Origin of the sequence: Nostoc sp., assembly GCF_036917575.1 — a bacterium.
In the GTDB taxonomy this organism is placed as follows: domain Bacteria; phylum Cyanobacteriota; class Cyanobacteriia; order Cyanobacteriales; family Nostocaceae; genus Nostoc.
Genome location: NZ_JBALDC010000039.1, coordinates 16,980 through 43,914 on the forward strand (window position 1 = coordinate 16,980; position 26,935 = coordinate 43,914).

General features: G+C 39.5%; 27 protein-coding genes. 14 read left to right on the forward strand and 13 right to left on the reverse strand.

Annotation, left to right across the window (positions count from 1 at the left end; all coding sequences use genetic code 11):
* Nucleotides 1-218: 218 nt before the first annotated feature.
* The 3 genes from V7K79_RS08760 (at nt 219) to V7K79_RS08770 (ending at nt 2,904) form a co-directional block, all read left to right on the forward strand.
* Nucleotides 219-1,523 (forward strand): O-acetylhomoserine aminocarboxypropyltransferase/cysteine synthase family protein, encoded by a 1,305-nt coding sequence (locus V7K79_RS08760; protein ID WP_335046655.1) that lies wholly within the window; start codon nt 219-221, stop codon nt 1,521-1,523.
* A 105-nt stretch (nt 1,524-1,628) separates the two neighbouring features.
* On the forward strand, nt 1,629-2,708 hold the full coding sequence (metX, locus tag V7K79_RS08765; protein ID WP_335046656.1) for a homoserine O-acetyltransferase MetX: 1,080 nt from the start codon (nt 1,629-1,631) through the stop codon (nt 2,706-2,708).
* A 22-nt stretch (nt 2,709-2,730) separates the two neighbouring features.
* Complete coding sequence (locus tag V7K79_RS08770) at nt 2,731-2,904, forward strand: hypothetical protein (RefSeq protein WP_335046658.1); 174 nt, start codon at nt 2,731-2,733, stop codon at nt 2,902-2,904.
* A 101-nt stretch (nt 2,905-3,005) separates the two neighbouring features.
* On the opposite strand, the gene V7K79_RS08775 is transcribed toward V7K79_RS08770, so the two are convergent.
* Together V7K79_RS08775 and V7K79_RS08780 are read right to left on the reverse strand one after the other, a co-directional pair.
* Entirely contained in the window at nt 3,006-3,320 is a 315-nt protein-coding gene (locus V7K79_RS08775) for a helix-turn-helix domain-containing protein (protein WP_335046660.1), read from the reverse strand.
* Between the two features lie 4 nt (nt 3,321-3,324).
* Nucleotides 3,325-3,591, reverse strand: coding sequence for a type II toxin-antitoxin system RelE/ParE family toxin (locus tag V7K79_RS08780; RefSeq protein WP_335047044.1), 267 nt, complete (start codon nt 3,589-3,591; stop codon nt 3,325-3,327).
* 379 nt (nt 3,592-3,970) lie between these two features.
* Between V7K79_RS08780 and V7K79_RS08785 the strand changes: the two genes are divergently transcribed.
* The 6 genes from V7K79_RS08785 (at nt 3,971) to V7K79_RS08810 (ending at nt 9,557) form a co-directional block, all read left to right on the forward strand.
* Entirely contained in the window at nt 3,971-4,975 is a 1,005-nt protein-coding gene (locus V7K79_RS08785) for an aromatic ring-hydroxylating dioxygenase subunit alpha (protein WP_335046662.1), read from the forward strand.
* 255 nt (nt 4,976-5,230) lie between these two features.
* The gene (locus V7K79_RS08790; protein WP_335046664.1) at nt 5,231-5,971 is read left to right on the forward strand and encodes a hypothetical protein; all 741 of its coding nucleotides are present in this window, start codon (nt 5,231-5,233) and stop codon (nt 5,969-5,971) included.
* An 84-nt stretch (nt 5,972-6,055) separates the two neighbouring features.
* Complete coding sequence (locus V7K79_RS08795; protein ID WP_335046666.1) at nt 6,056-7,114, forward strand: aromatic ring-hydroxylating dioxygenase subunit alpha; 1,059 nt, start codon at nt 6,056-6,058, stop codon at nt 7,112-7,114.
* Nucleotides 7,098-8,003 carry a ferritin-like domain-containing protein gene (locus V7K79_RS08800; protein WP_335046668.1) on the forward strand — a complete coding sequence of 302 codons (906 nt, stop codon included), beginning with the start codon at nt 7,098-7,100 and terminating at the stop codon, nt 8,001-8,003. Before V7K79_RS08795 ends, V7K79_RS08800 begins: the two co-directional genes overlap by 17 nt.
* A gap of 39 nt (nt 8,004-8,042) precedes the next feature.
* Nucleotides 8,043-9,248 carry a P-aminobenzoate N-oxygenase AurF gene (locus V7K79_RS08805; protein ID WP_335046670.1) on the forward strand — a complete coding sequence of 402 codons (1,206 nt, stop codon included), beginning with the start codon at nt 8,043-8,045 and terminating at the stop codon, nt 9,246-9,248.
* A gap of 18 nt (nt 9,249-9,266) precedes the next feature.
* Complete coding sequence (locus V7K79_RS08810) at nt 9,267-9,557, forward strand: 2Fe-2S iron-sulfur cluster binding domain-containing protein (protein WP_335046672.1); 291 nt, start codon at nt 9,267-9,269, stop codon at nt 9,555-9,557.
* Nucleotides 9,558-9,727: 170 nt separating this feature from the next.
* Here the strand turns inward: V7K79_RS08810 and V7K79_RS08815 are convergent, their stop codons facing one another.
* Complete coding sequence (locus V7K79_RS08815; protein ID WP_335046675.1) at nt 9,728-10,891, reverse strand: P-loop ATPase, Sll1717 family; 1,164 nt, start codon at nt 10,889-10,891, stop codon at nt 9,728-9,730.
* 195 nt (nt 10,892-11,086) lie between these two features.
* Between V7K79_RS08815 and V7K79_RS08820 the strand changes: the two genes are divergently transcribed.
* A complete protein-coding gene (locus V7K79_RS08820; protein WP_335046676.1) occupies nt 11,087-12,109 on the forward strand; it encodes an aromatic ring-hydroxylating dioxygenase subunit alpha in 1,023 nt (340 codons plus the stop codon).
* A 58-nt stretch (nt 12,110-12,167) separates the two neighbouring features.
* Nucleotides 12,168-12,743 (forward strand): thermonuclease family protein, encoded by a 576-nt coding sequence (locus tag V7K79_RS08825; protein WP_335046678.1) that lies wholly within the window; start codon nt 12,168-12,170, stop codon nt 12,741-12,743.
* Between the two features lie 97 nt (nt 12,744-12,840).
* Here the strand turns inward: V7K79_RS08825 and V7K79_RS08830 are convergent, their stop codons facing one another.
* From V7K79_RS08830 to V7K79_RS08840, 3 genes are all read right to left on the reverse strand, one after another.
* On the reverse strand, nt 12,841-13,722 hold the full coding sequence (locus tag V7K79_RS08830; RefSeq protein ID WP_335046681.1) for a carbohydrate ABC transporter permease: 882 nt from the start codon (nt 13,720-13,722) through the stop codon (nt 12,841-12,843).
* 153 nt (nt 13,723-13,875) lie between these two features.
* Complete coding sequence (locus V7K79_RS08835) at nt 13,876-14,214, reverse strand: type II toxin-antitoxin system PemK/MazF family toxin (RefSeq protein WP_335046683.1); 339 nt, start codon at nt 14,212-14,214, stop codon at nt 13,876-13,878.
* The gene (locus tag V7K79_RS08840; RefSeq protein WP_335046685.1) at nt 14,201-14,425 is read right to left on the reverse strand and encodes a ribbon-helix-helix domain-containing protein; all 225 of its coding nucleotides are present in this window, start codon (nt 14,423-14,425) and stop codon (nt 14,201-14,203) included. The genes V7K79_RS08835 and V7K79_RS08840 overlap by 14 nt, the downstream gene beginning before the upstream one ends.
* Nucleotides 14,426-14,581: 156 nt before the next feature.
* On the opposite strand from V7K79_RS08840, the gene purN reads away from it, so the two are divergent.
* Nucleotides 14,582-15,244: a phosphoribosylglycinamide formyltransferase gene (gene purN / locus V7K79_RS08845; protein WP_335046687.1), complete on the forward strand. Its 663-nt coding sequence runs from the start codon at nt 14,582-14,584 to the stop codon at nt 15,242-15,244.
* Between the two features lie 176 nt (nt 15,245-15,420).
* On the opposite strand, the gene V7K79_RS08850 is transcribed toward purN, so the two are convergent.
* From V7K79_RS08850 to V7K79_RS08865, 4 genes are all read right to left on the reverse strand, one after another.
* Complete coding sequence (locus V7K79_RS08850) at nt 15,421-18,003, reverse strand: GAF domain-containing protein (RefSeq protein ID WP_335046689.1); 2,583 nt, start codon at nt 18,001-18,003, stop codon at nt 15,421-15,423.
* A 597-nt stretch (nt 18,004-18,600) separates the two neighbouring features.
* Nucleotides 18,601-19,137 carry a bifunctional pyr operon transcriptional regulator/uracil phosphoribosyltransferase PyrR gene (pyrR, locus tag V7K79_RS08855; protein ID WP_335046692.1) on the reverse strand — a complete coding sequence of 179 codons (537 nt, stop codon included), beginning with the start codon at nt 19,135-19,137 and terminating at the stop codon, nt 18,601-18,603.
* A gap of 244 nt (nt 19,138-19,381) precedes the next feature.
* A complete protein-coding gene (gene cbiB, locus V7K79_RS08860; RefSeq protein WP_335046693.1) occupies nt 19,382-20,353 on the reverse strand; it encodes an adenosylcobinamide-phosphate synthase CbiB in 972 nt (323 codons plus the stop codon).
* 86 nt (nt 20,354-20,439) lie between these two features.
* Complete coding sequence (locus V7K79_RS08865) at nt 20,440-20,880, reverse strand: Rrf2 family transcriptional regulator (RefSeq protein ID WP_335046695.1); 441 nt, start codon at nt 20,878-20,880, stop codon at nt 20,440-20,442.
* Nucleotides 20,881-21,348: 468 nt separating this feature from the next.
* On the opposite strand from V7K79_RS08865, the gene V7K79_RS08870 reads away from it, so the two are divergent.
* Complete coding sequence (locus V7K79_RS08870; RefSeq protein WP_335046697.1) at nt 21,349-21,762, forward strand: AbrB family transcriptional regulator; 414 nt, start codon at nt 21,349-21,351, stop codon at nt 21,760-21,762.
* A gap of 100 nt (nt 21,763-21,862) precedes the next feature.
* Here V7K79_RS08870 and V7K79_RS08875 read toward each other — a convergent pair whose 3' ends face one another.
* Nucleotides 21,863-23,767 (reverse strand): chloride channel protein, encoded by a 1,905-nt coding sequence (locus tag V7K79_RS08875; RefSeq protein WP_335046699.1) that lies wholly within the window; start codon nt 23,765-23,767, stop codon nt 21,863-21,865.
* Between the two features lie 182 nt (nt 23,768-23,949).
* Entirely contained in the window at nt 23,950-24,078 is a 129-nt protein-coding gene (locus V7K79_RS08880) for a hypothetical protein (protein ID WP_335046701.1), read from the reverse strand.
* Between the two features lie 165 nt (nt 24,079-24,243).
* On the opposite strand from V7K79_RS08880, the gene V7K79_RS08885 reads away from it, so the two are divergent.
* Entirely contained in the window at nt 24,244-24,630 is a 387-nt protein-coding gene (locus V7K79_RS08885) for a hypothetical protein (protein WP_335046703.1), read from the forward strand.
* A 390-nt stretch (nt 24,631-25,020) separates the two neighbouring features.
* Here the strand turns inward: V7K79_RS08885 and V7K79_RS08890 are convergent, their stop codons facing one another.
* A complete protein-coding gene (locus V7K79_RS08890; RefSeq protein WP_335046705.1) occupies nt 25,021-26,640 on the reverse strand; it encodes an ArnT family glycosyltransferase in 1,620 nt (539 codons plus the stop codon).
* Nucleotides 26,641-26,935 lie beyond the last annotated feature (295 nt).

A 26,935-nucleotide genomic window follows, 5' to 3' on the forward strand; every position in this document is an offset into this window, starting at 1 on the left:
AGTCTATTTGCATGACGACTCACACGCTTTTTTTCTAAAAATAAATTAAAAGGTGTTAATTCCCATTTTCTATTTTCCAACTTGTTGTGCTAAAGATGAGGAATCCTGGGTGCAAACAGTTAAAATACGGTAAGCCTTCTAAATTACCGTTGATTTATCCAAAACAAGGCTCAATTATTGTTACTTGTTTGTATAATTGGAAACTCAAATAACTGCTTATGTCAGAACAATATCGTTTTGAAACCTTGCAAGTTCATGCTGGACAAGAGCCGGCTCCTGGAACTAATGCTCGTGCCGTACCGATTTACCAAACGACTTCTTACGTTTTTGACGACGCCGACCACGGAGCGCGGTTATTTGCTCTCCAAGAATTTGGCAACATTTACACCCGCATCATGAACCCAACAACGGATGTATTTGAAAAGCGGATTGCTGCCTTAGAAGGAGGTGTAGCAGCATTAGCAACCGCTAGCGGGCAAGCGGCGCAATTCTTGGCAATCAGTACCATTGCTCAGGCTGGAGATAATATTGTTTCCACTAGTTTTCTGTACGGTGGGACATATAACCAATTTAAAGTATCTTTACCACGTTTAGGTATTAACGTCAAGTTTGTTGAGGGAGATCAGCCGGAAAGTTTTCGTCAGGCGATCGACGATCGCACGAAAGCGTTATACGTTGAAACCATTGGCAATCCTCAATTCAACATTCCCGACTTTGCCACTTTAGCTCATATTGCCCACGAAAACGGCATACCTTTAATTGTGGATAATACCTTCGGCGCTGGTGGTTATTTAGCTCGACCGATTGAACATGGTGCAGATATCGTAGTAGAATCTGCAACTAAATGGATTGGTGGACATGGTACTTCCATCGGTGGCGTAATTGTCGATTCCGGTAAATTTGATTGGGGTAATGGCAAATTTCCTTTATTTACTGAGCCAGCACCGGGCTATCATGGGCTGAATTTCCAAGAAGTATTTGGCCCTAGTGGAACATTTGGCAACATTGCCTTTATTATTCGCGCTAGAGTTGAAGGGTTACGAGATTTTGGCCCGTCCTTGAGTCCATTTAACGCCTTTCTGTTACTGCAAGGATTAGAGACTCTTTCTTTACGTGTAGATCGTCATGCCAGCAATGCCCTAGAATTGGCTCATTGGTTAGAGCAGCAAGAGCAAGTATTATGGGTTAATTATCCGGGGCTTCCCAATCACCCTTATCATGAACGAGCGAAAAAATATCTTCGGCATGGCTTCGGGGGAGTTTTAAACTTTGGGATCAAAGGTGGACTAGAGGCGGGTAAAGCTTTTATTAATCAAGTGAAATTAGCGAGTCATTTAGCAAATGTTGGTGATGCGAAAACCCTCGTTATTCATCCTGCTTCTACAACCCATCAACAGCTAAGTAATGACGAACAGCTTTCAGCAGGAGTGACACCCGATTTGGTGCGAGTATCAGTGGGAATTGAACATATTGACGATATCAAAGAAGATTTTGAGCAGGCATTCCAGCAAGTTAAAAGTTAATTATCAATAAATTGGGAAGTGGGAAGCAAAAGGCAGAGGGGAAAAACTTACTGCAACTTCTCCCCTGCTCCCCTGCTTCCCCTGTTTCCCACTTCCCACTCAGATATGATCTACTCAGACTTCATCTCACCGCAAACCCAGTTTTACAAGATGACTGTGCCATTTCCACTTGAAGGCGGCGAAGTATTAATTGGGGTTCAGGTTGCTTATCGTACCTGGGGAGAGTTAAATGCTCAAGGCGATAATGGGGTATTGATTTGTCATGCCTTAACTGGTTCGGCTGACGCTGATGATTGGTGGGAACCTTTGTTTGGTTCTGGGAAAGTTTTCAATCCAGAACACGACTTTATTGTATGCAGCAACATTTTGGGAAGTTGTTACGGTACAACTGGGCCAATTAGTATCAACCCCATAACGGGAAATTCTTATGGCGTATCCTTCCCTAAGATTACAATCCGAGATATGGTTCACCTGCAAGCTGTACTACTAGAATACCTGGGTGTTCAATCTCTGCGGTTAGTAGTTGGCGGCTCACTCGGTGGGATGCAAGCACTAGAATGGGCATTGTTATATCCAAAAAAGGTGAAAAGTATTGCACCCATCGCTGTTTCTGGCAGACATTCAGCTTGGTGTATTGGATTGAGTGAAGCTCAAAGACAGGCAATTTACGCCGATCCAAACTGGCAAAAAGGGAACTATACTTTGGATGCGCCCCCAAACCAAGGACTAGCAGTGGCGCGGATGATGGCGATGTCTACTTACCGTTCTTGGGATAGTTTTACTAGCCGCTTTGGACGGCAGTATGATGCATCTGAGCAGTTTACTGTAAGCAGTTACTTACAGCATCAGGGTCAAAAGCTAACAGAACGATTTGATGCCAACACTTACATCATCCTTACCCACGCAATGGATCGCCACGATGTTGCACGCGATCGCATCAGTCCTAATTTGTCAGATTATGAATTCATACTGCAAAGCATCCAGCAACCAACTTTAGTTGTCGCAATTGATTCTGACATCCTCTATCCTCCAGTAGAACAACAAGAATTGGCAAATTCAATCCCGAATGCTCAACTGGCGTGGCTGAAGTCAACTCACGGACATGACGCATTTTTAATTGATATGGTTGCATTAAATGAACTGCTGATCTCTTTTCGGCAAAGTTTAGATTTCTCAGCCTCCTAACTCGATATATTGAGAAAACAGCTTGGCATTTCATGTTACTAGCGTTGTCATTAGTAACTGTAGCTTGTCTGTTGCGATCGCAGAACCCCAAATCCTGGCTGATATTTTTCAGAGAGTAGAGACACTTTCCCATCTGCTGATTGCAAAATGGTTGAAAAAGTTAGTTTCCTGGCAGACACCAGCAGAATATTTATAGCATTTGCAGGCGTGAAAGGTTGGGAAGTATTTTGTTTCCTGTTTGAATTATCTCACGCATAGACGCAAAGATAAGTTTGAGAGTTTAGCATTGAATTGCTTTTATCCCACACCAGCAATCACCTGCCCAATATCTTGAGGAGTTGCACCTGTTGCTAACATTGCCCGAATCAACAATTCAATTGATACTGAAGCATCGCCATTTTCAGCTTTAGCAATCCGAGGTTGGCTAGAACTAATCTTAGCAGCGAGTTCACTTTGAGTCATCAGTTTTTGCCGACATTCCTTCAAGTTTTGGCTGAGAGCTAGCTTAATTTCAACAAAGATAGTTTCTTCGGGTGTTAACTCCAAAAAATCTGAAACTGTACCAATTTTCCAGCCTTTAGATTCCAAATGTTTTCTCTTAGCTTGATCCATCACATTACTCCTGTTGATCGTTATCGTATTTGCTCAGACGCTTTTTGCAAATCTCAATTATCTTCTTGGATGTTGTTCTGGTTGTTTTATTAAAGACTTCAACAATCAAAATTGCATCGTCATCAATTCGATAAATGATTCTCCAGTTTTTATCTGTATCTCGAATACGTAATTCATGACAGTGAATTCCTACACTTGGCATAGGGCGTGAATGTGGCAACCCAAGGGATTCACCTTCCTGTAATTGTCTGAGCAGAACACCTGCTTCTATGCGTGCTTCTTAACTGAAAGGTGGGGTTTTAACTTCACTATACAGCCAAACTAAAGGTTTACTTTGATCTCCCATACTGTATTTATATCATATCTGATATATTGATATAATATACCTATGAAAGGGAACTTTATCTGTAGAGCGATGCCTACAGCGATCGCGTAATGGTGCTTGTTGATGAAGGTCTTCGTTTAGTGCTTGCGCTATAGGTCTTGAATTATGCCAGCAAGATAACAAGATGATATTCGCCAAAGATAATAAATATTGTACCAATTCTCTAAAATGAGGCAACACATTCAAACCCTCAAATCCAGATATATTCTAGCTTTATTAATTACGAATTATGAATTGGGATTAAATAATTATCTACCAAACAGTTATGCAAATATTCAATAATTGGAATGTAATCGCTAAGGGTTGGTATATTGCCTGTCCTAGTCATGAAATACCTAAAAAAACAGCAAAATCTGTAGAAGTGTGCAGTCATAAAATTGTCATTTTTAGAGGTGAAGATAAGCAAGTACGCGCTTTGGATGCTTACTGCCCTCATTTGGGGACAGATTTAGGAATTGGGAAGGTTGATGGTAATTGGATTCGTTGTACATTTCATCATTGGGCATTTGATGAAACAGGGCTTTGTCGAAATATTCCCTGTCAATCAGAAATTCCTACTCAAGCTAAATTACAAGCTTATGCAACAGAGGAAAAGTATGGATTTATCTGGATTTATCCAGATGCTAAAGCACCAGAGAAAGTGGCTGATTTTGATGAATTGAAGGGTAAACAAGTTGTTGCAAAAGCTGATAGTGTACTTGTAAGAAATTGCCATCATCATATTTGTATGATGAATGGAATTGATGCTCAACATTTAAAGACAATTCATTATTTAGATATCAAAATGGATCTGTCGCTACATCGTAGCGAATTAGGCACACAAATAGACTTTATAATGCGGGGACAATTCCCTCAAACTACTTGGAGAGAAAAGTTAGGTCAAAAATTTCTTGGTTCTACATATCAGTATTCAATGCGTTATGCTCATGGTTGCATTGGTTTGTTAACAATGATGAAAGATGTTAAGCTTTTTCCCGCACTGTATATGATATATGCTTATACTCCAACTGCACCTGGAAGAACGAGAATTCAACCGATTTATGTAACTGAAAAACGCCAAGGTATTGTGGGATATCTGCTGAGTCGGTTTTTGCTATTCTGTACTCGCTTGGCTTACTATATGCTCAGAGATGAAGATGGCAAGATTTACGACAATATTCGCTTTAATCCGAAGTTGCTCCTAAGTATTGATCGGCCATTAGCTGAATATATGGAGTATGTAAATCAGCTAAAACCGTCTCGATGGTCAAAAAATAGGGGTGTAGAATAGTACGTTGGGTTAACGACAGTGTAACCCAAAAAAGCTTTGGTAATGTTTTATTTTTCAACTTAATCTACATCTGAATTATTTTCTAGAGTAGGCAATGCCCACCAACTCTTATTGATAGGTGCAAGATGTGAATATTCAATTGTAGTGTAAATAACCATTTTAGAATCTGTCACATTACACCGTAAATTTACTAAAGTATTCAATAAAGTGTAATTACAAACATATAATATATTAACTTTAAGTAATTTCCGAAGAATGAATAGTTTGCTGATTCCTGTTCAAAATTTGCAACTAAGCGATCGCACCGCTATGTATGCGCTGCTGCAAAATCACTTTCAAGGTATAACCTGGGATGGGTTTCAAATCGATCTAGAGTGTAAAAACTGGGTTTTATTGTTGAGAGATGAAACATCCAATGCACTCAAAGGATTTTCAACTTTGATGTTATGCCAAAAGGCTTTTTTGGGAGAGCAAATTAGTGTGGTGTATTCTGGCGACACTATTGTTGATCCTAGTGCTTGGTCGAGTACAACACTACCACGTAGTTGGATTGCCACTATCAATCTTCTGCGTCAACATTATGCAGAAAATAAACTTTACTGGCTGCTAATTTGTTCTGGTTTTCGCACTTATCGTTTTCTCCCTACCTTTTGGCAAGATTTCTACCCTCGTTATGATGTTACAACACCTGTTGATGTTAAAAATCTAATGGAAAATTTGGCACAGGAATATTATGGTAACTTATACCAAGAAGCAACTGGTATTGTACGGTTTCCGCATCCCCAAATTTTACGGAAAGGGTTGATTGAAATTCCATCAGGACGACAAGCTAATCCTCATATCCAGTTTTTTGAGAAAAAAAACCCTGGCTATCGGTTAGGTGATGAATTGGTTTGTTTAACTGAAATTAACTATGATAATCTCACCCGTGCTGGACAACGGATGTGGCAATCAAATTCATTGTTAGAATCTGTACAATATCCTGTTCTTATTTAATAATTTTTATTAATACAAATTATTAAATTTGCGCCAAATAAGGTATTTAATCACTTTCCTTGCCTACCTCTATATATCAATTTTATGCATTCTACCAGCCTCCATTCAAACTTTAATAATCCAACGCAATTTGTGGAGGGATGGTACTGGGCATTACCATCGAAAGAATTAAAAGTTAGTAAGGTGAAAGCGGTAACGCTGCTGGGTAGAAATTTGGCAATTTATCGGGGAGTTAGTGGTGAGGTGGTGGTGGTAGATGCATATTGCCCCCACATGGGCGCACATTTAGCAGAAGGTAAGGTAGAAGGTGATGGAATTCGCTGCTTTTTTCATAATTGGAAGTATGATAGTCACGGAATTTGTGTAGATGTTCCTTCTTTCGGAAAACCGTTACCTGTGTGTATTAAAACTTGGCATACGGTAGAAAAATACGGCATGATTTGGGTTTGGGTAGGAGAAGAAAAGCCAAATTTGCTGCCCTTTGTACCAGAATTAGAACAGGTAGATTGTGATTATATTTTGGGGACTAGATTTGTCAAAAACTGCCATCCCAATGTTTTACTAATTAATGCGATTGACGCTCACCATTTTAATACAGTACACAATTTACCTTTAGAGATTGTATTTGATTCTCAAACCATCAACTCTAACGCTATTACGTTCAGTAACACTACACGGGGAGGTGATGATTCTTGGTTAATTCGCCTGATTCGCCCTCTATACCGTAAGGAAGTTACTTATAGTATGTGTTATTGGTATGGCAGCACTGGCACTGTAACACTAGGGCCGGATTTTCTGCACTTCTACATCATATTTGCGTTGCGATCGCTCGAAGGTGGTAAAACTGAAGGGCAAACAATTCTTGTGACTCCCAAACGTCCGGGATTTTGGGGATGGGTTTTAAATCGTGGTTTGTTATGCTTAACTCAGCAGGTTGGTAATTACTTTGCAAAAGGGGATACCCAAGTATTCCAGACAATTCGGTTTGATTTGAAGACTCCCACTAAAGCAGATCAATCTATTCTGCAATTTATTCAACACGTTAATCACCAAAAAGCCTTAAGCTGGGGAACTTGGCATACTGTTAATTATCTAAATATTCAAACCCCAATTGGACAGGAGAAAAATGGATTCAAAATATAATATTGTCGGTTTGGACTTACGGTATGAAGATTATAATGACCTTTTGCGACGGATATTAACAGCAGCATTACCTAATCATAATAACTGTGCTAATTACCCGCAATTAAATTATTGGGATGCGGAGTTTTTCAATTTGCATCAAGTTAAATTTTTTCAACAATCTAATATTAATGAACAATTTGCTATTGTAGAACTTGCAAACCGTAGTTTATTAGAAGAATCATATTTTATTGAGAAAGCAGGCATTGGCTACATGGCAAAAATGGTACTGTTAGCAGAAACAGTTGAAGAACGAATACTTTATGGACTATTTACAGCTGATGAAGCTACCCACCTTCACCAAATTAGCCAGTTTTTACCAGAAATGGAAGTAACTAGCACGGACGATCCGTTTTTGCACTTATTATCAGAAGTGGTTGAAAGTACAGATAAAACAGTTTTATTATTTGTGTTGCAAGTCGTTTTAGAAGGATGGGGTTTAAGCCATTATCGGCGTTTAGCGAAGGAATGTCGCTATCCAGTTTTAACAGAACTTTTTTCCAGCTTTTTACAATCTGAATCCCGTCATCACGCTACGGGAAGCACTTTGTTTAATCAAATTACTGTCTCAACATTCAGTCAAACAACAATTCTTGATGTATTGGCACAGTTTTTGTTTATGGTACAGGTGGGGCCGCAAAGCGTATTAGCAGCAGTGGAACAAGTGAAAGGACATCTGACGCGATCGCAAAAAATCCAAATTTTAGAAGAATTAGATACAGAGACTCACAGTGGAATGCGATTACAAATATTGCGATCGCTCATGGGGATAAAATCAGCTCAGTCTATCCTGCAAACCTTAGAAGAACGCGGAGCTTTTCAACCACTCCCCGCTTATCAATGCGTGTAATAAATATCAATCTTATCTCTGCGTCAAATAAAAACGGATATGGAAAAAACTATTCATCGCAAATTACAAATTAATCACACCCGCAACAAACAGCAAGATCATACTGCTTTAATGGATGAAGCAGTTAGCAATTTTCGCTATGAAGATTGTCAAAACGAGTATTGGAACCCAGAGGAATTTTCTCTACTATATGGTACACCTTTATGGGAACAGTCCAGCCAACATCAGCGTATAATTTTGAACCAACTTTACTGGGTAGCTTACTACTCACAAATTGTTTCTGCTGAAATTGCCACTATCTTTTTCAATCAAACCAGTGCAGCCGGACTTTACGCTCAAGAGGATTTTCGCTTAATCTGCGATACATTAGATTTGGAATCCTCCCAAGAGCGATCGCACATTAATGCCTTCCGCACAATTGCCAAACAGGTTGAACAAGCGTTGTTTGGAGAACTTATTTTTACCTACCCCATGCGCGGCCCCTTTACAGAAACGATGGTTTATGCCAACACCAATGCTCTAAAAACTTGGTGGAAAAAAATTCAACTTCAATACTTTGGGCTGATTTCTGCGAATAATACTTTTTTAGCTTGTCAGTATTTCACGGTACGGGGAGTGCGGACACTAAATGGTAAGTTAGTACAGCACAAACTCAGCAATTATTATCAAAAACATCCCAATCCTGAAGCAGCTCCTATTCCTGCTAAAGTTTCCTATTATCACTTTTTGGATGAAAGTTTTCACTTCAATAGTTCAACAATTATATCTCACGATGTTGTCACTAGCCTGAAGCCACCAACGGCATTTGAGCGATTGGTTGCTAATTTAGGACTATGGGGATGTCAGAGAGATCATTTTCATTTTTCGGCGGCGATTAACGGGATTTTTTGGTACGAGCCGGCGCTGTATAGCAAGATTTTTCGGGTGTTGCGATCGCCCATTTTTGAGATGAGTGACAGGGATGCTAAAGAAATGATACGCTGTTGTTTCACCGAAGAGTCGGAAGGATTACAGCGTAGTTTTTCAACTCATCAGGAAGCGATGAAATCTTATCAGGTGTATGTTGAGAAACTCGATTATCTTTGGCAACGTAATCGGGATATGTCGCTAATGGCTACTAATTCAGTTTCTCGATATCTGGCGATTCAACAAAAGGCTTTTCAAGGTTTTAAATATCAAGAGGATTTATTTTTAGCTCACGCAAAGGTGCAAAGGCACAAAGAAGAATGGGACAGAGTTGTTTAGGTAACAGTCTTTTTTACTATGGTTGATTTGTGTAAGATATCGTTTCCAGAAAGTAATTTTGCTCCTATCACTTTGGAGTGTAATGAAAATTTATCTGAACATCTCAAAATTCAGAATTCACCTGTTTTATTTGGTTGCCGAACTGGTATTTGTGGCACTTGTTTGGTTGAGATTATTGGTGAGATTCCTCCTCCTCAACCTAATGAACAGGAAATATTGGAGACTTTAACAGCTAATAATCCTCATGCGCGGTTAGCTTGTCAGGTTCATGTTACAGGTAATGTTGAAATTCGTAGGCTGGAGGGGTAAATTTGGTTCATATAAGTAATTTTTTTTATGGTTTATTAAAAGGAACCAAATTTAAATATAACGAGTAAAAATAGCAACATTAGATCACATTTAAGACATAATCAATATCTCTCATCCGTCCAATACATCAAATTGTAAGTCTAGACTGATTTACCAAATATTAAACTTATTTACTCATTCTCTAATTTCTGCTTTTTATTAAAAGCTTGTTGAAACCGCGTTTTAAGACTGGTATATTTTTTGCCCAGATTGAGTGCTTCCATAAGTCCATAGTGAACCTGATATGTTTGGTTTGTTTTAATTTTCGGAGATATGTTGGCAGATTTATTTGCAATCATATAGGGAAAGTAATAATCCCATGCCTTATCATATTCAACAGATGGATTTTGTTGCGCTCCCAAAAGCCTTCCTGCCATTTCAAAGAGCTTTGAATTTCTGTAATTCTTGTAAGTTGTATTCCAACTCAGTAAAACTGAATTATCCCTAATTTTATTGTTTCTATTTTGTAGTTCTATAGAATCAAAAATATCTGGTCTTACTAGAAGAACAACTTTAAGCCGACCTCGTGAATCCTTTATATTAGGAAATATGTCATTATTAATTGCCCACACTGCATTTGCTAAACCTTTGACACAATCAAGATAGTCATTATATTCAATATGAGATGGTCGAATATCAATGCCATCTATAAACAACACATGGCTTTTCTGCAATTTTAATGATGCAAACGCCTCTTCAAAGTTTTTCTGCACATACATAAGATTAATTTGAAATAGGCTTTCAGAAAATGCTATTTCTTCACTTTGCTCTCCACTAGCTTTAGCATATTTTGATATAATTTCAGCTGCTAATTTTGATTTCTCTACAAATTTAATAGCGTTAATAATTTCTGGAGAAAATGCTTTTGCATAATATTCATCTATAGCAGCGTTAATATTCCGAAATCTAAAAGCTTTAGGATAAAGTAAACTATTTGGCTCATATTTTGTGATGTTATTACTAAGTAGCAAATAAATAATAACTTTCCAAATGTCTATATAATCAGATAGAGCAAGATGCTCTTTATTTTTCATTTGGACAAATTTTTGATAATCAGTTTCCCTTATGTAGTTGAGTGCAGATAAAGTATCTTTGTAATCATTATTTGATAAATAGGTTGCGTATGCAGTTTTCCCAGTTCCTTTTTCACCAATAAGGAAAAAAGTGTTTCTTTCGCAAAGCTTATCGAGTTCTTCTGTTCTGAAAAAGACTTTATTTAGAAAGCTTTTATTTTCGCTTCTTTTATAGTTTTCAGCATCATTAAAACCAAACTCTAGCTCTTGAATTTTTAACATAGAGGGATTTTTCTAAGTAAATATCCTTACTATTATCTATTAAATATGTAGTGTAACATATTAGGATAGCCTGTAAGTCAATCAAACAGCAAGCTAAAATAGTGTAATTTCCCTTATAACTAAGCTGTCAGCAATATAACAATAGGTTCTACTCAAGAAATTGCCATAATTTAAATACGATCGCTCCCACCCATTATGCAATTTACAGATTTCTGGTACATTGTCGCACTCAGCGAACAGTTACAACCTAACAAGGTATTACCACGCACCGTTTTAGGAGAATGGTTAGCGATATTTCGCGGTGAAGATGGACAACCCGTAGCTTTGCGCGATCGCTGTTTACACCGCAATAGCCGTCTGTCCACAGGTAAAGTTTGTAACGGTACTTTACAATGTCCCTATCATGGTTGGGTATATGACAGAGTTGGGAATGTTATTGCTGTTCCAGCCGAAGGAGATGACTTCAAACCTTCCCCACAGCGTCGAGCCAAGTCTTATGCTACCAAAGAACAAGATGGCTATGTTTATGTACGGTTAGCCGATACCCCAAGTATTGATTTTGAACTTTTTTCTATGCCTCACTACGGAGAAACAGGATGGGAGACGGTGCGGGTAATTAACCGTTTTGCAAACAATGTTACCAATTGTGCAGAGAACTTTATTGATATTCCCCATACGGCTTTTGTTCATCCTGGTGTTTTTCGTACTTCCCGTCAACAAAAGTTAGAGATGACTGTTGAACGCTGGAATGGTTCGGTTTTGGTGGAGTATCGCAATGAAAACAGTAATTTGGGATGGTACAGCCGTTTTCTGAATTTGCAGGGTGCAGAGATTAAACATAGCGATCGCTTTTATATGCCCAATATTACCTCTGTAGAATATAAAATGGCACACAATCGCCATTTGTTCATTACCAGTCAATCTATTCCAGAAACCGATAATTCAACTCTGGTTTATACCGATGTCACCTACAACTATGGTATCTGGAATAAATTAGCACGTCCTTTTGTGCGGTGGACTGCTCAACACATTATCCGCCAAGACGTGGAAATTTTGGGTATTCAAGGGGAAGCGATCGCTAAATACGCAACACAATTTTATAATACACCTGCGGACACAATTCATATATTTGTAGAGTCAATTATGACAGCTATATCTCGTGGAGAAGATCCGCGTTTATTGCCAAATCAATCAGTAAAAGTTACATTTTGGGTTTAAGAATAATTCGTAATTAATCAACAATATCATCCCACAGAGGTAATGCAGGTAAGTTTGGATGGAGAAATTAACTAAATCAGTGCGATTTTGGCTTTGTGCAACTATCATAATTTTGAATTTGATCGGCTGCGATCGCTTTATCGGGAATTCTGGAGAACCAGTTGAGCGAGTCAGTGATGGTGATACTATAGTAGTGAAAGATACTGATGGCAAAAATTTTACCGTGCGCTTTGCTTGTGTAGATGCGCCTGAAATAGCTCATACTAATAAAGAAAAGCAGAGTAAACGCATTAGCGATCGCAATCAATTTACTTGGGGTGTAAAAGCCCAAGAACGCCTGCAACAGCTGGTGCAACAAGGAGGCGATCGCGTGACTTTGAATATCACTGATAGCGATCGCTATGGGCGTAAAATTGCTGAAGTCCGTTTAAAAAATGGCACTTTTGTACAACAGGTATTGTTGCAAGAAGGTTTAGCAAAAGTGTATCGTCCCTATTTAAACAAGTGTCCTAGTAAAGACTTAGTTCAACAAGCTGAAACTGAGGCGAAGGCACAAGGGCTCGGCGTTTGGAGCGATACTAAATTTGTAAATCCTTGGGAATATCGCAGTTTATACAAAAAGCAAAAACTCTAGCTGTTTCTAATTGAATGCATTACTACATTTTTTGGCATTGCATACTTGCGGTATAATTTAGCAGCTTCCAAAATTCCCCCCCTGCCTCCCTACCTCCCTACTCCTCTCCCCAAGTTTGCAGTTGCAAATAAACTAATACCAAAGTTGCTGCTAATAACACAGTTGCTCCTGCTGCTGCATAACCAAAATCAAATTGACTAAAAGCCTCTTGGTAAATGTAGTAAACCAGCAAATTAGTCGAATTCAGTGGCCCGCCGCCAGTCATCACATAAATTTGCTCAAAACTCCGCAATGTAAAAATTGCAGTAGTGATGATTGCAAATATCACGGTTGAGCGTAATCCGGGCAGAGTAATATACCAAAATTGTTGCCAAGCATTTGCTCCATCCAAATCTGCTGCTTCATAACGACTGGAAGGAATTGCTTGCAACCCTGCTAAAAAAACCACCATATTGAAACCCAGTTGTTTCCAAATACTCATTAAAATAATTACCGGCATTGCCCAAAATGTGTCTCCTAACCAGGGTATGTCTGAAATGCCAAAAAAAACTAAAAGTCCGTTAACTGGCCCTGATGTCTGAAACAGCCAGCGAAATCCCAAACCTGCTGCCACAATTGAAATAATTGAAGGTAAAAAATAAGCACTTCGCAGGATGCTTTGCAAGGGAATGGAGCGGTTTAATAGTATTGCTAATCCCAAGGAGATAACTAAACTGGGAACGATGGTGGCAACCGTAAAATAAAAGGTGTTACCCAGAACTTGCCAAAAGTCGGGGTTGAGTAGCAAGCGCCAATAGTTTTTTAAGCCTACCCAATAAGTACCTTTTAAGGTGAAACTACCAGCAGTGAAGCTTAGGTAGAACAAATAGGCAATCGGCCAAATGATAAAAATGCCTAGCAAAATTAATGCTGGTGCAAGAAAAATCCACGCGGCTGCTGTATCATTATCCAACCATGACTTAGTATATTTTTTTTCCATCTATAATTAACCCTCTTAGCTGTTATGACCCTCCGCCCTGATTCTACCCTTAGCTTGATTTCTTCTACTATTAGCGATCGCTTGGGTAAGCTTTTGGTTCATAATTATCTCTACTTGGAGTCTTTACTTAAACATCGCTATTTTTCTGTAAACTCAAACCAATCCCAAATGCAATTTTAATGCTACATCAATTAATACCATCATATCTTCGTTTAAACTACCCGATACTTCACCAGTAATTCGTTGCTTAGAAATTGTTCGCACTTGCTGCGCCTGTACTTTTGAAGGCTTCGTTAAACCACTAACTTCTGGATTAAGCAGAACTTCAAAGGGATAAACACGGCTTACATTAGAAGTAATCGGTAAAATTGTCACAGTAGTAGCAGCACTATTACTTATATCATTACTGACAATTAGCACCGGACGACGTTTACCCATTTCTGAACCCATCACCGGACTAAGATTTGCGTAATAAATATCACCACGTTTCATCTGTTAAACCATCTGCCACTGTCACATCCCAATCGTTATCAACTTCAGCAGACGCTTCTCGGTAAGCTGCCTCTAAATCTCGGTTTTGCAGCAATTTTAATGCTTCTTCAATTACTTGAGAACGAGATTTACAGCCTTTATTGCGCTTGTAATTTTCGACAAACTCCATTAAAGACGGTGGCAAGGAAATAGAGAGTTTTTCTACATTCATCTTCCTACCATTTAGTAGTAAAAATAATTCGTACTAATATACTAGCTTAATCTCAAAGCCCAGATCACATATATCAATTGAACGAGTTATGAGCTAAATCTTTACTCACGACTTAGTATATATTTTTGGCATCTATAATTTTTCCTCTTAGCTGTTATGACCCTCCGCCCTGATTCTACCCTGAGCTTGGTTTCTCCTAGCACTAGCGATATTTGCCAACAATTTGCCCCTTTAAAACTGGGAATTATGGCTTCTGGAAATGGCAGCAATTTTGATGTAGTCGCTCAAGCTATCCAAGATGGGCGGCTAAATGCCCAAATTCAAGTTTTAATTTACAATAACCCCTCGGCGAAAGTAGCCGTCAGAGCAGCTAATAGAGGTGTAGAAACTATCTTACTAAATCACCGCAACTATCAAAACCGAGAAGGGTTTGACGAAAAAATAGTGCAGACATTGCGGCACTACGATGTAGAATGGGTGATTTTGGCAGGGTGGATGCGATTATTAACGTCAGTTTTCATTGATGCCTTTCCTGAGAGGATTATTAATATCCATCCTAGTTTGTTACCTAGTTTCAAGGGAATTCATGCTGTAGAACAAGCCTTGGCATCTGGGGTAAAAATCACTGGTTGTACAGTGCATATAGCTTGCTTAGAAATGGATAGCGGCCCAATATTAATGCAAGCCGCAGTACCAGTACTGCCAGATGATACAGCAGAAACACTCCACGCCAGGATTCAAATTCAGGAACATCGAATTTTACCATTAGCGATCGCTCTAGCAGCTTCTTCGTCAAAAGTGACACTAAGCGTAACGTAAAAATATTAATATAGTTGCTAACAAATTTTGCTAATCTCACGCGATGTGCGACTTTTTTTATTCTTGTGGGATGGACATCTTAGCCGTCCTTTATGGTATGGCAAGATGCCTACCCCACAATAGAATCAAGGTTTAACAAAATTAAGAGTTGCACACGGCATCAATCTCCCACAAAATTATTCATCAGAGTCAGCTTCAGCAGTTTGATACGCTTGTAAAAGCCTAGCATGATCGAGAGTAAATCCTACTTGCATCGCTATCTGGGTAAATAAATCAATCTCAGATTGTTGCCAATCACGGGGTTCAGAACACTGATGTGCAATTAACAAGCCAAATAGCTGCTCATCTTTGATAATTGGTGCTACTAAATTTGCTTTCACACCAAAAGATTCGAGGAATTTAATGTGACAATCAGCCAAACTAGACTCATAAATGTTGTTGATTGCGACAACGCGACCAGATTGGTACTTTTCTACATAGCCTTGAGTGAAACAGGGGTCATGGATTTTAGACCGCAAAACTTTGGGATAACCTGGAACCACTGATTCAGCAATAATAATTCCAAACCAATTGGCGTAAAAGCTATAAACCAACACTCGGTCAGTATTTAGTGCTTTGCGAACCTCTTCCACTGTGGTTTTAATGACATCTTCTTCCTTAAGTGATTGGCGAATTTTGCGGATAATATCCACCAATAACTGACTTCGCATACTTTCAGCTTCGATTCGTTGCAAGAGTCTTGCATGGTCGAGAGCAAATCCTACTTGTATCGCTATCTGGGCAAATAAATCAATCTCAGATTGTTGCCAATCACGAGGCTTGGAGCATTGATGTGCAATTAACAAGCCAAATAGCTGTTTATCTTTAATAATGGGGGCGACTAGATTTGCTTTCACAGCAAAGGATTCGAGCAGTTTAATGTGGCAATCAATCAAACCGACTTCATAAATGTTGTTTATAGCTAGAACGCGACCAGAGCGATACTGTTCTACATAGCCTTGACCAAAACATGGGTCTCGGATTTCAGCTTGCAAAACTTTTGGGTAGGTGAGAACAACTGATTCGGCAATCACAATTCCAGACCAATCAGCGTTAAAGCTATAAACCAGTACTCGGTCAGTGCTCAGTACTTTACGAACCTCTTCTACGGTGGTTTTCAGGACATCCTCTTCGTTGAGCGATTGGCGAATGCTGCCAATCGTATCCGCCAGCAACCGACTTTGCACACCTTCAGCATCGATTCGTTGCAGGAGTCTGGCATGGTCGAGAGCAAATCCCACTTGCATGGCTATCTGGGCAAATAAATCAATCTCAGGCTTTTGCCAATCACGGGGTCTGGAGCATTGATGTGCAATTAACAAGCCAAATAATTGTTCATCTTTGAGAATGGGTGCTACTAAATTTGCTTTCACAGCAAAGGATTCGAGCAGGTTAATGTGACAATCTTTCAAATCGGCTTCATAAACGTTGTTTGTAGCTTGAACGCGACCAGACTGATACTTTTCTATATAGCCCTGAGTGAAACATGGGTCTTGAATTTCAGCTCGCAAAACTTTTGGATAACCTGGAACCACTGATTCGGCAATCACAGTTCCAACCCAATTAGCGTTGAAGCTATAAACCAGCACTCGGTCAGTACTCAGTACTTTGCGAACTTCTTCTACGGTGGTTTTCAGGACATCCTCTTCGTTGAGTGATTGGCGAATGCCTCGGGTAGTTTCGATAAATACCTGAGCTCTATCTGCCTTGGTATCTACTTGTTGTAGAAGCTTGGCGTAATCAAGAGCAAATCCTACTTGCATGGCTATCTGAGCAAACAAATCAATCTCAGACTGTTGCCAAAAGCGAAGTCTAGAACACTGATGTGCAATCAATAAACCGAACAGCTGCTTACCTTTAATAATTGGTGCTACCAAATTAGATTTGACAGCAAATTGCTCTAGCAGCTCAATATCACCATCACTGAGATTGGCTTGATAGATATCATCAATAGCTCGGATGCAACCATTCTGATATTTTTCTATATATTCTGCCTCAAACCCAGTATTAGAGACTGTAACCCCTAACATTTTCGGTAAACCAGGTACTACTGATTCGGTGATAAAGGTTCCATTAGAATTGGAGTTAAAACAAAAGATGGTTACGCGATCAATGCTTAAAGCTTTACGAATTTCTTCTGAGGTAATTTTGAGAACATCTTCTTCATTAAATGATTCTCGAACCCACTGGGTAATTTTTTTCGATAGCTGGGAGTAATCAGCTTCGGCTTCTTTTTGTTGTAACAAGCCCGAAAGCATCTCTGTAAATAAGTTTATGTTGCTCTCTAACATCACTAATTCATCTTGGTTAGCGATGAAAGATTGAGTAAACTCACTGTTTGGACGTAGCTTATTTTTAATATTATTAGAAGTTGCAGCAGCCTTGCCGACTCGATTAATAACTCGATTCGTCACAAAAACAGCGATCGCACCTGCTAAAATTGCTGTCACTCCCATACCAGTTAACAAGAGTGACAATTGTGTTTGTAGATCAACTTCACTTTCTATTAAACTTTTTTCCCTCTCTTGTCTGACTTGCGGAATTTCTGTATTAATTAAATTAGTGACATAGTTGTAAGTAGCTGTTCCAATTGCAACTACAGGAAGCACACTGATACTTAGTGCCCAAACTATTGCTTTAGTCTTTAAACTCCATTTTTGTTGCCAGTGTTTCTGTTGACGATTTTGTCTTGCTTGGTTTTGAGAAAAAGACTGACTCATAAATGAAACCTGGATTGTTGCAATTGAGAATCAAGTAAATAACTTCACTACCAAATTCTACACAAACCTTATTAAATCAGAACTGGCTTTCAGGAGTATTTTAAGCACTAATCTTTTAAGTCATCTCCCATAATGTATATTTTTTATTTGCTTTCAACTCGAAAAAATTGGGTCTAATAAACAGGTTTGTTAACAATCAAATAGCGATCGCTTGCTTGGATGTCTTATTTTCTCATTAAGAGTTGTGATTTTCTGGCAAGACACATAAACAATCTTTATTTTTTAATCAGGTTCTACAGACTTCTTTTCACAGTTACCCTTCGTAATTTCATGTATGCTTGATTACTTACAGCATTTTTCAAGTAGATGTGATGAAGAGTGCTGTTAGTAGTAACAGGGCATTTTTTAAGCTGTGCTAAGTTACAAGAACCACCCACAAGCAGCCTTGCTCAAACCCAAGTACATAAATACTGAGTAATTCTAAATTCACCCGCTTGCCGAGGTACTCACTACTCAGCACTGAGTAGGGTAAAAATCCAGGATTTAAAATTAGACTATAAAGAGTTTCTTCTGCCTCCTGCCCCCTGCCTCCATAGCCTAATCTGCAATCAACTCTACTGCATCTCGTCCATCACAATTTTGTAAGTAAACTTTGACAATTTCTTCTTTAGCTGTAGGCAACTTCTTACCAATAAAATCTGGGTGAATTGGTAATTCTCGATGACCTCTGTCTACTAACACAGCTAAACGAATCGCCTCTGGCCTACCGTAATCGTTGACTGCGTTCAAAGCAGCGCGAATCGTCCGTCCTTTGAAAATCACATCATCCACGAGTACAACAGTTTTCCCGGTAAGGTCAAAAGGAATTTCGCTTTTGGTTGGAGTCCGCAACCCAATTTTGTCAAGGTCATCTCGATAAAATGTAATGTCTAAAGCACCGACTGATACTGCTACACCTTCAAGGGTCTCAATCTGACGCGCCAATAATTCAGCTAATGACGCACCTTTAGTATAAATACCAAGAAGCACCAGTTGAGACAAATCACGCGTCTTTTCGACAATTTGAGAAGCAAGACGAGTCAAAGTACGACGGATTTCTTCGGATGAGAGAATTTCAACTACTTTGGCAGACATAGCGAGTTATAAGTTAAAAGTGATACAGCAGTTTTCGTTTGGATGAAGTACAAAGTCACTGGTTTTGAGGCAGGAGGCAGGAGGCAGGAGGCAGGAGGCAGAAGAATAATTTATTTTTGAGTCTTCGGTTTTGTACCTCACGCTTGTTGCAAACTGCTGTAAGTTAAGAGTTAGGAGTTTTTATTCTTAACTTCTATACAGAGGTGATTAATCGCGTCTTTAATTCCTAACTTTATATTTACAATTACCTATTTGGCAGCATTAAGAATATAGCGATCGCTATTCCTAACCATAGCAAAAAACAATATCGAGTTAGCTGTAAAGCATTCTGAATAGAAGTTGTAGTAATCTCATAAATAGCATCTCCTAGTAGTGGTTTGTATTTAGCTACCCCCCGATACCAATTTGTACCCCCCATCTGCACACCCAAAAAAGCCGCATAGGCGCACTCACTCCAGCCAGAATTGGGACTAGGATCGTTAATTGCGTCCCGACGACAAATTTGCCAAATATGTATTGGTTTACCCGATAGCAGCGCCAGAGTCACGACTGTTAACCGACAAGGTAGCCAAGTCAAATAATCTTCTAACCGCGCACAGAACCATCCTAAATAAGTATAAGGTGCTTCTTGATAGCCCACCATTGAATCGAGGGTACTGCTGGCTTTATATGCTAAAGCCAAGGGAGTTGGCCCCACAACTGGGATAAACACACCAACAATTGCATAAAAAAGTGGAGCCATTACCCCATCAGTGGCATTTTCTGCAACCGTTTCTAAAACAGCTCGAAAAACTTCTGCTTGTGAGAGGTTTTGGCTATCCCGACCAACGTAATTACTTAAAATCTTTCGAGATTTCTTTAAATCTCCGACTATTAAAGGTTGTAAAACAGCCTCTGCTGCTGCTCGCAAACTTCTGCCAGCAAAACAACTAGCCAAAAGAATGCTATCTATTGCAATTCCTAAGAGTGGATGAATCCATTTGGCAATTTGAATAATCAAAAAGCCAATAAGACCGCTACCAATTATTAAGATAATACCTAGTACAATTCCAGCTAGGCGTTGTGTTAGAGAATTTTGACATAAGTCAAGAAAAAATTTGGTCAGGTGAGAAATTATCCACCCCATAACTTGCACTGGATGAGGCCAATCCCAAGGATCGCCAACTAAGTAATCTAAAAATGCTGCAATTATTAAGATATAGATATTATTAGTCATAAGTCACAAGTCAAGGGTTAAAAGTTAAGGGTCAATATTTCGACTATTGACGCCAAGCCGTGCAGCGTCTTTGACTCTGCTCTTGACTAAACCACAAAACTAGCTTCTTCTCCAAGGGAAGCTTGCCGACTGCGAGCATCGTAATAAAGGTCTGCCAGAGTAATACTGTACAAAGCTTCTTTGAGCTTTTGGTTGACTCTCTGCCAGAGGCTAAACGTTACCCAATCTTCAGCTTGTGTAGGTACTGAGGTCTGATGAGGTAAATGGCTAGTCTCGCCAACAGCTTCTAAAATTTGTCCTATAGATATTTGTGCAGGCTCTCTAGCCAATTGGTATCCGCCGATGCTACCACGAATTGATTTAACTATTGACGCACGACGCATTTCTATTAGTAGTTTTTCGAGGTAAGGAGCTGGAATATCTTGGCGTTTAGCGATCGCTCTCACAGATACAGGCCCATATCTTGGTTGTAAACTTAAATCTAGCAACGCCTTCACACTATAGTGTCCTCTGGTAGTTAATTTCATTTTGGCAAGTTTTGTTATTTGTCCTTTGTTTTCATTCGCACTGCATCTCCCTGAAAAGAAATTCTGCTGATGGCTTGCGACTCTTAGACTTCTTTAGTTTGTGATTTGTAAATAACCAATGACTAATTACCAATTACCAATGATTAAGGATCAGTTTTGCTTATCATTCTATGAGGATGTTCTACATTCTTAAGAAATAGACAACCTTGAGAGCGTTAGTTTAGAAAACTTAAAACTTATATAGTCTAGCAGTATTCACAAAGTATATATATATTTATCAGCATTGCCAGCATTCTCTAAAATAAATTGTCTTGGCAATATTGTTAATGACATAATAATTGTGCAACTGAATGTAATATACTTGGCTTGGTTGAGATAAAAACTAAAGGATTGCGTTCCTGTTAGCTCAACCTCAGCTAAAATAAAATCGATTCAAACACTTCAAACATTCATTTTCGACCTAAGTTGATGCCTAAACAGAAAAAAATTGAACCCCTAATCGGTGAAGAACTGCTCAAAAAAGTCAAAGAGCTAGAGAACGAGAGCAAAGAAGACAAAGCCAAGAAGTGCGGCTACTATACCGTTACCAAAAATGGTATAGAGCGCGTCAATATGATGAAGTTCTTAAATGCCCTAATTGATGCTGAAGGCATTCAGTTAGACAGTACACCCAGTGCTAATGGGCGTGGTGGACGCAGTGCTAGCTATAGAATTAGTGTGCAATCGAATGGTAACTTACTTATAGGTTCAGCTTATACAAAACAGATGAATCTGAAACCAGGAGATGAGTTTGTGATCACTTTAGGCAAAAAGCACATTCGTCTGAGACAGGTAGATCCAGAAGATCGCGAAGGTGATGAAGCCATAGAAGCCACAGCTTAATAATTTGTCATTAGTCAATTGTCATTTGTCCTTTGTGAAAATCAATGACTATAAACAGTCATTAGTCAAGTGTCATTTGTTTTTTGTGAAAACCAATGACCTAATGACTAATGACTATATCTGTCGTGGGTAACACTGGTAAATAGTGGCGAAGTGCCTTGCGCGTAACTGCTAAATTACAGGTTAATCCAATTTGCTCTTTTTCTAATAAACCCAAAATGCGATCTGGTTTATCTCGTGCTACCACTGGTAATTGATGTAAACCTCGAAGACTCATCCGGTCTAAAGCCTCAGATAAAAGTTCATCTTGCCATGCATAGAGAATTTCAGTAGTACAAATGTCTATGAGGGTTTGACTAGATAAATTATCGGGAATTTCAGTTAAGGAATTTGGGTATGTTTGCCAAATAGCAAGGGCATGGTTAATATGTTCCAAAGAAAGTATACCAACTAATTGCTCTGCTTGATCAAATATTAAAGCACTACGGACGCGATCGCGGGTCATTTCCACAGCTGCATCTAATATTCCCAAAGTTGCAGGTAACTTTTTGGGACAGGGATACATGGCATCTTCTACCAAAATTTGCTGCACAATTTCTGCTTGTTCATCTTTCAATTCCGAAAGCCCAATTTGTTGTAGATTAGAGTTAGAGTTAAAAGTTGGTTTAATCCTTTCTACTAGCCAAACACTCAAACCCACAGCCGCCATCAATGGTAAAACAATCCGATAATCGCGGGTTAATTCAAACAGCATCAAAATAGAAGTTAACGGCGCTCTCACACTAGCAGCCAGTACTGCTGCCATTCCCACCATTGCGTAAGCTGGGGGAGCCGCCATTTGATCGCAAATTATCGGGAATGCTACAGCCAACATTTTGGCGTAAGCCGATCCAAAAGAAGCACCTAAAAACATTGCTGGTGCGAATAAACCACCGATGAAACCACTACCCGCACTAATTGCAGTCATCAATAACTTCACCACCAACAACACCACCAATAAGTAGAGTGGAAACTCCACATCTTGAAGCATTGCTTCTACAGTTTCATAACCAACACCCAGAATTTGCGGGAACTGCAAAGCAACAGCACCAATGATCACACCGCCAATAATTGGATGAATCGGCTGAGGAATTCGTCCCAAAAAATCAAAACCTGGAACCTTCCCAGCAAAGCAAGCTTTTGCTAAACGAATTGATTGAGTATAAGCCAGAGAAACTAGGCTGGCCCCTAAACCCAAACCAAGGTAAAGAGGCAATTCCAAAGGACTGCGAACTTGGTAAACAGGTAAATCAAAAGCAGGTTGGGCCCCCAAACCAATTTGGGCAATTAATGCTGCTACTACTGCTGCTAGCAGCACTACACTCACAGCAGAAGTAGCGAAAGATGTCGCTCCCATCACCACCTCCAAGGCAAAAAATACTCCAGCGATGGGAGCATTGAATCCCGCAGCCAGTCCCGCCGCCGCACCAGCACCCAATAGCAAACGTTGTCGTTCTTGAGATACATTCAGGATCACAGACAACAACATCCCAAAATTTGCGCCAATTTCCACACTCGGCCCTTCTGGCCCCAAAGAAGCACCGCTCCCTAAAGAAACAGATGCAGCCAGCATTTTTGTCACTGGTCGTAGTGGTCGCCCAATCTCTGTTCCCTGAGAGGCGGCGATGAGAGATGAAAGTTCAGGGCCAAAGTCTTGAGTGCGCCAGCGCATCAAGCCAACAATTAATCCGCCAAGGATGGGAACGCAGGCTAAAGTCCAAGCACCCCAAGCGCCAATTTGACTCATTAAATTTTCCAGCATCAGCTGGTGAACCAACTGGATTAAATAATGAAAGGTGACTATACCCATACCAGTACCACCGCCAATGAGCATGGCTAAAAACAGCACAACTGTTTCTGGGGATGGTTGAAAACGATTAATTAGGTGAGCTAAACGAGCGGAAGGTGTAGGAAAGGCAGGTTGTTCCGTTACCTTCCTTAGTTGAGTGGGAGGCAAGAGAGTCATTGAGAGGCAGGGTAAATGTAAGAAAAAATTTAAATTTTTATCTGTTACTTATCATTGTGAGCCATTATTTAGCAACCGGACAAGTAGACTTTATTTACTTAACTTCCAAAGCAGCTTTAGCTAAAAATGTCATTGTGCGAGATTTGTGTGGGGAGAATGGTTAAATGAGAGAGAATTATTATTTAAGGGTCAGCAATGCCTAAGTTGGGCGTAGCTGTGGTTAGTGGGGTGCGAACGATCGCCAACGTTATTTTTTCTAGAGACAACAAAGTTTTTTCGGCTGGGTGGACGCACCCATAAACATTAACCATGAGTCATCCTTGTTTAAATCTAGCTATACTCGTGTTGCGACTATTGAGCCATCCTTGGTAGTAATAGAATGTATGTATGATTGATACCTGATATCAGATCGGACATTGATCCCAATTCAATATAGCTATTGTTATACGAGTAAATGGACTAGGCGGACGAGGTAAATGAATATACACACTTTTGATAATCATTATGTTACTTGCCCAATTTGCCAAAGAAATGCCACGCTAAAACCAGTTAAAACGCGTATGGGCTTGTTTTGCTGTCCCTATTGCCAGGAAAGGCTAGTAGTTTGCCAAAGTGGTCATTATGTCCGCGATCCGTTTACTTGGAGACAATTGATGATGTCTTCGTCGCTACGTCGTCAAAGCCGACCTTTAGCGAGGATTATCAGAGATTTTGTTTTACTCAAGCGTCCTATGGTTGCCTTGGCTGTAGGAAGTGCCATTTTCTTTAGTGCGATCGCTTTGACCCAAGAAAAGACAAGCTATGATAACCAAATTCTCCCCACAACAGAGAAAATTAATGACCCAGGAAACAAATCTCAGTAAATGGATTACTTTTGTATAAATCAAATTCTACTTTGATTGTTGTAATATTATAACTAAATACTCTGATAATACCGTGTCTTATTGCCCCAAATAGGACGCGGTTTTATATTATGTCCGTTTAAAGAGCGATCGCTGATTATGTAATACCAATTCTCTAAAATAAGGCAACAGATGTAAGTAGGGATTGCCTTGCTGCATCTAAATTTCTCAATTGCGAAAAAGCGAATTGGTGTAAGTACTCGCTACAAGATGATCATTACCTTTTGGGTAACGCTCTGATTTTTTCCTGAGAAGGGGACAAGGAAATCAAAAGGTAAAAGGCAAAAGTAAAAAGAATCTTTTGCCTTTTGACTTTTTATTTTTTATTTTTTAATGCCCAATACTCCATATTTATAGCCGATTAGTATCTTTTGTGACTAATTTCCAACCTTCAGCTTGGTCAATTAGCTTCATCGACTCTAGTTGAAGATTGTTGAAAGCAGATGCATGAAGCAGAAAGTAGGGTTGACCGTTGTAGTGCCAATAATATTCTAGTTCACCAACAGAAGCGGGAATAATGGTGCGATCGCTATAATAATCCAACGAGGGACGATGGTAGGGAAAAGATGTATAAATCTTCCTCGTCGCTGGATTTGCTCGTACAATCATGGCGGCGACTGGTTTAACTGGATAGGCTTGTGATAATTCCCAAACCCAGTAGTTAGATTTCATTAACAGCAGCAGCGAAATATAACTTCCCCAAAACAAAATCTTTAAAAATTGGCCGTCACCTCGTTCTGCCAAAATAGCTGCTAAGGTCATAGTTAAAGCTACGGCAGCAAAAATCAATTGTAAGTCGGTTTTTGGTGTTGTACCCGCACTGAAATAAATGCTACCAGTAGAAGCAGCCACAGCAAGTATTGCCAAACCAGCAACCCAAGCACGAGGATAAGATGAGAGTAAAGGTGAATTTTCCGTATCTGATAACTGGATACCAAAGGCTAAAGCTAAACTAGGGTAAATCGGGAATAGATACCAGGGAACTTTGGTAATCATGAAGGAAATTACCAGTAGATAAACCCCACTCCACGCCATTACTAATTTTGCCCAGCTAAGGTTGCGATTTTCCCAAGTTAAACGGATAGTTTGTGGTAAGAATAATAACCACGGCCATGTGTATTTGAAAAGTTCAATCACATAGTACCAAGGTGGTTCAGAATTCTCTTCTACAACTGAGCCAATTCGGCCTAGTGATGGGTTTGCAATGCCAATTTGAGCGAAAGTATAACCATAATGAATTAGTTGGGCACCATACCAACCAGCTACAGGTAGAATGCCGATTAAGATTGCTATCCAGAGATAGTAACAAGTGAGCAATCGTGGCGTATCCCAAAATAGAAATACAAGTGCGATCGCACCGAGTAATACACCTAGCAGTCCTTGAGTTAAACAAATAAACCCAAAGCTGATGCCAATACCAAGACAATAACGTAAATCTCGGCGCGATCGCAGCACGCACAACATCATCACCATCAAAAAACTTACCATCGCTCCATCCAACATTGCCAACCGCCCATGACGCACTACAGGTAGCATTGTTAGATAAATCAAAGCGCTATAAATAGCAGCCCAACGTTGGCGAAATATTTCTCGAGCAATGCAATACAGTAAAGGTACAGATGTTGCCGTTAAAATTGCTCCAGGTAAGCGCGTTGTCAACTCATTTTCGCCTCCTAGAGAATAAGCCCAAGCTATTAGCAAATGCATCAAAGGCGGCTTGTCATGATATGGTTCGCCTCCTAACGTTGGGTAAAGCCAAGGCATTGAACCTGATGGGGCGTGCCAAATTTCACGAGCAACCTGTGCCACAGTACCTTCATCCCAATCTCGCAGCGGCAACCCTCCCAGATTGATGCTAAACAGTAATACTGCTGCCAACAGTAATACTATTAGCCATACCCAATCAATCCATTTTCCAACCGTGCGATGCTGTTTTTCCAGATGACTCCAAATAAAGCTTCCTTCTTGCATATTCTCTGGTAATCATTTTACTTGCTGGTTTGATTACATAGAGACATCTAGCGAATCTCCAATGTTGCCACCCAGTAACAACGTATGTTTTAACAATTGCTAGTTTCCAAGATTAACTTAAATTTTTCTAATTAGCGCTATTTTTTGAAAAATTTATATTGGTTATTTAAATAACATTTAAGCCAAGAAATGATAAAAAGAATACAAGCAATCCATAATTTTTACCTGTGGCATAGTCCGTAAATAAACTTGTGTTTTATTTTTTATCTGACACTTGGATAAATTTTGATCTACT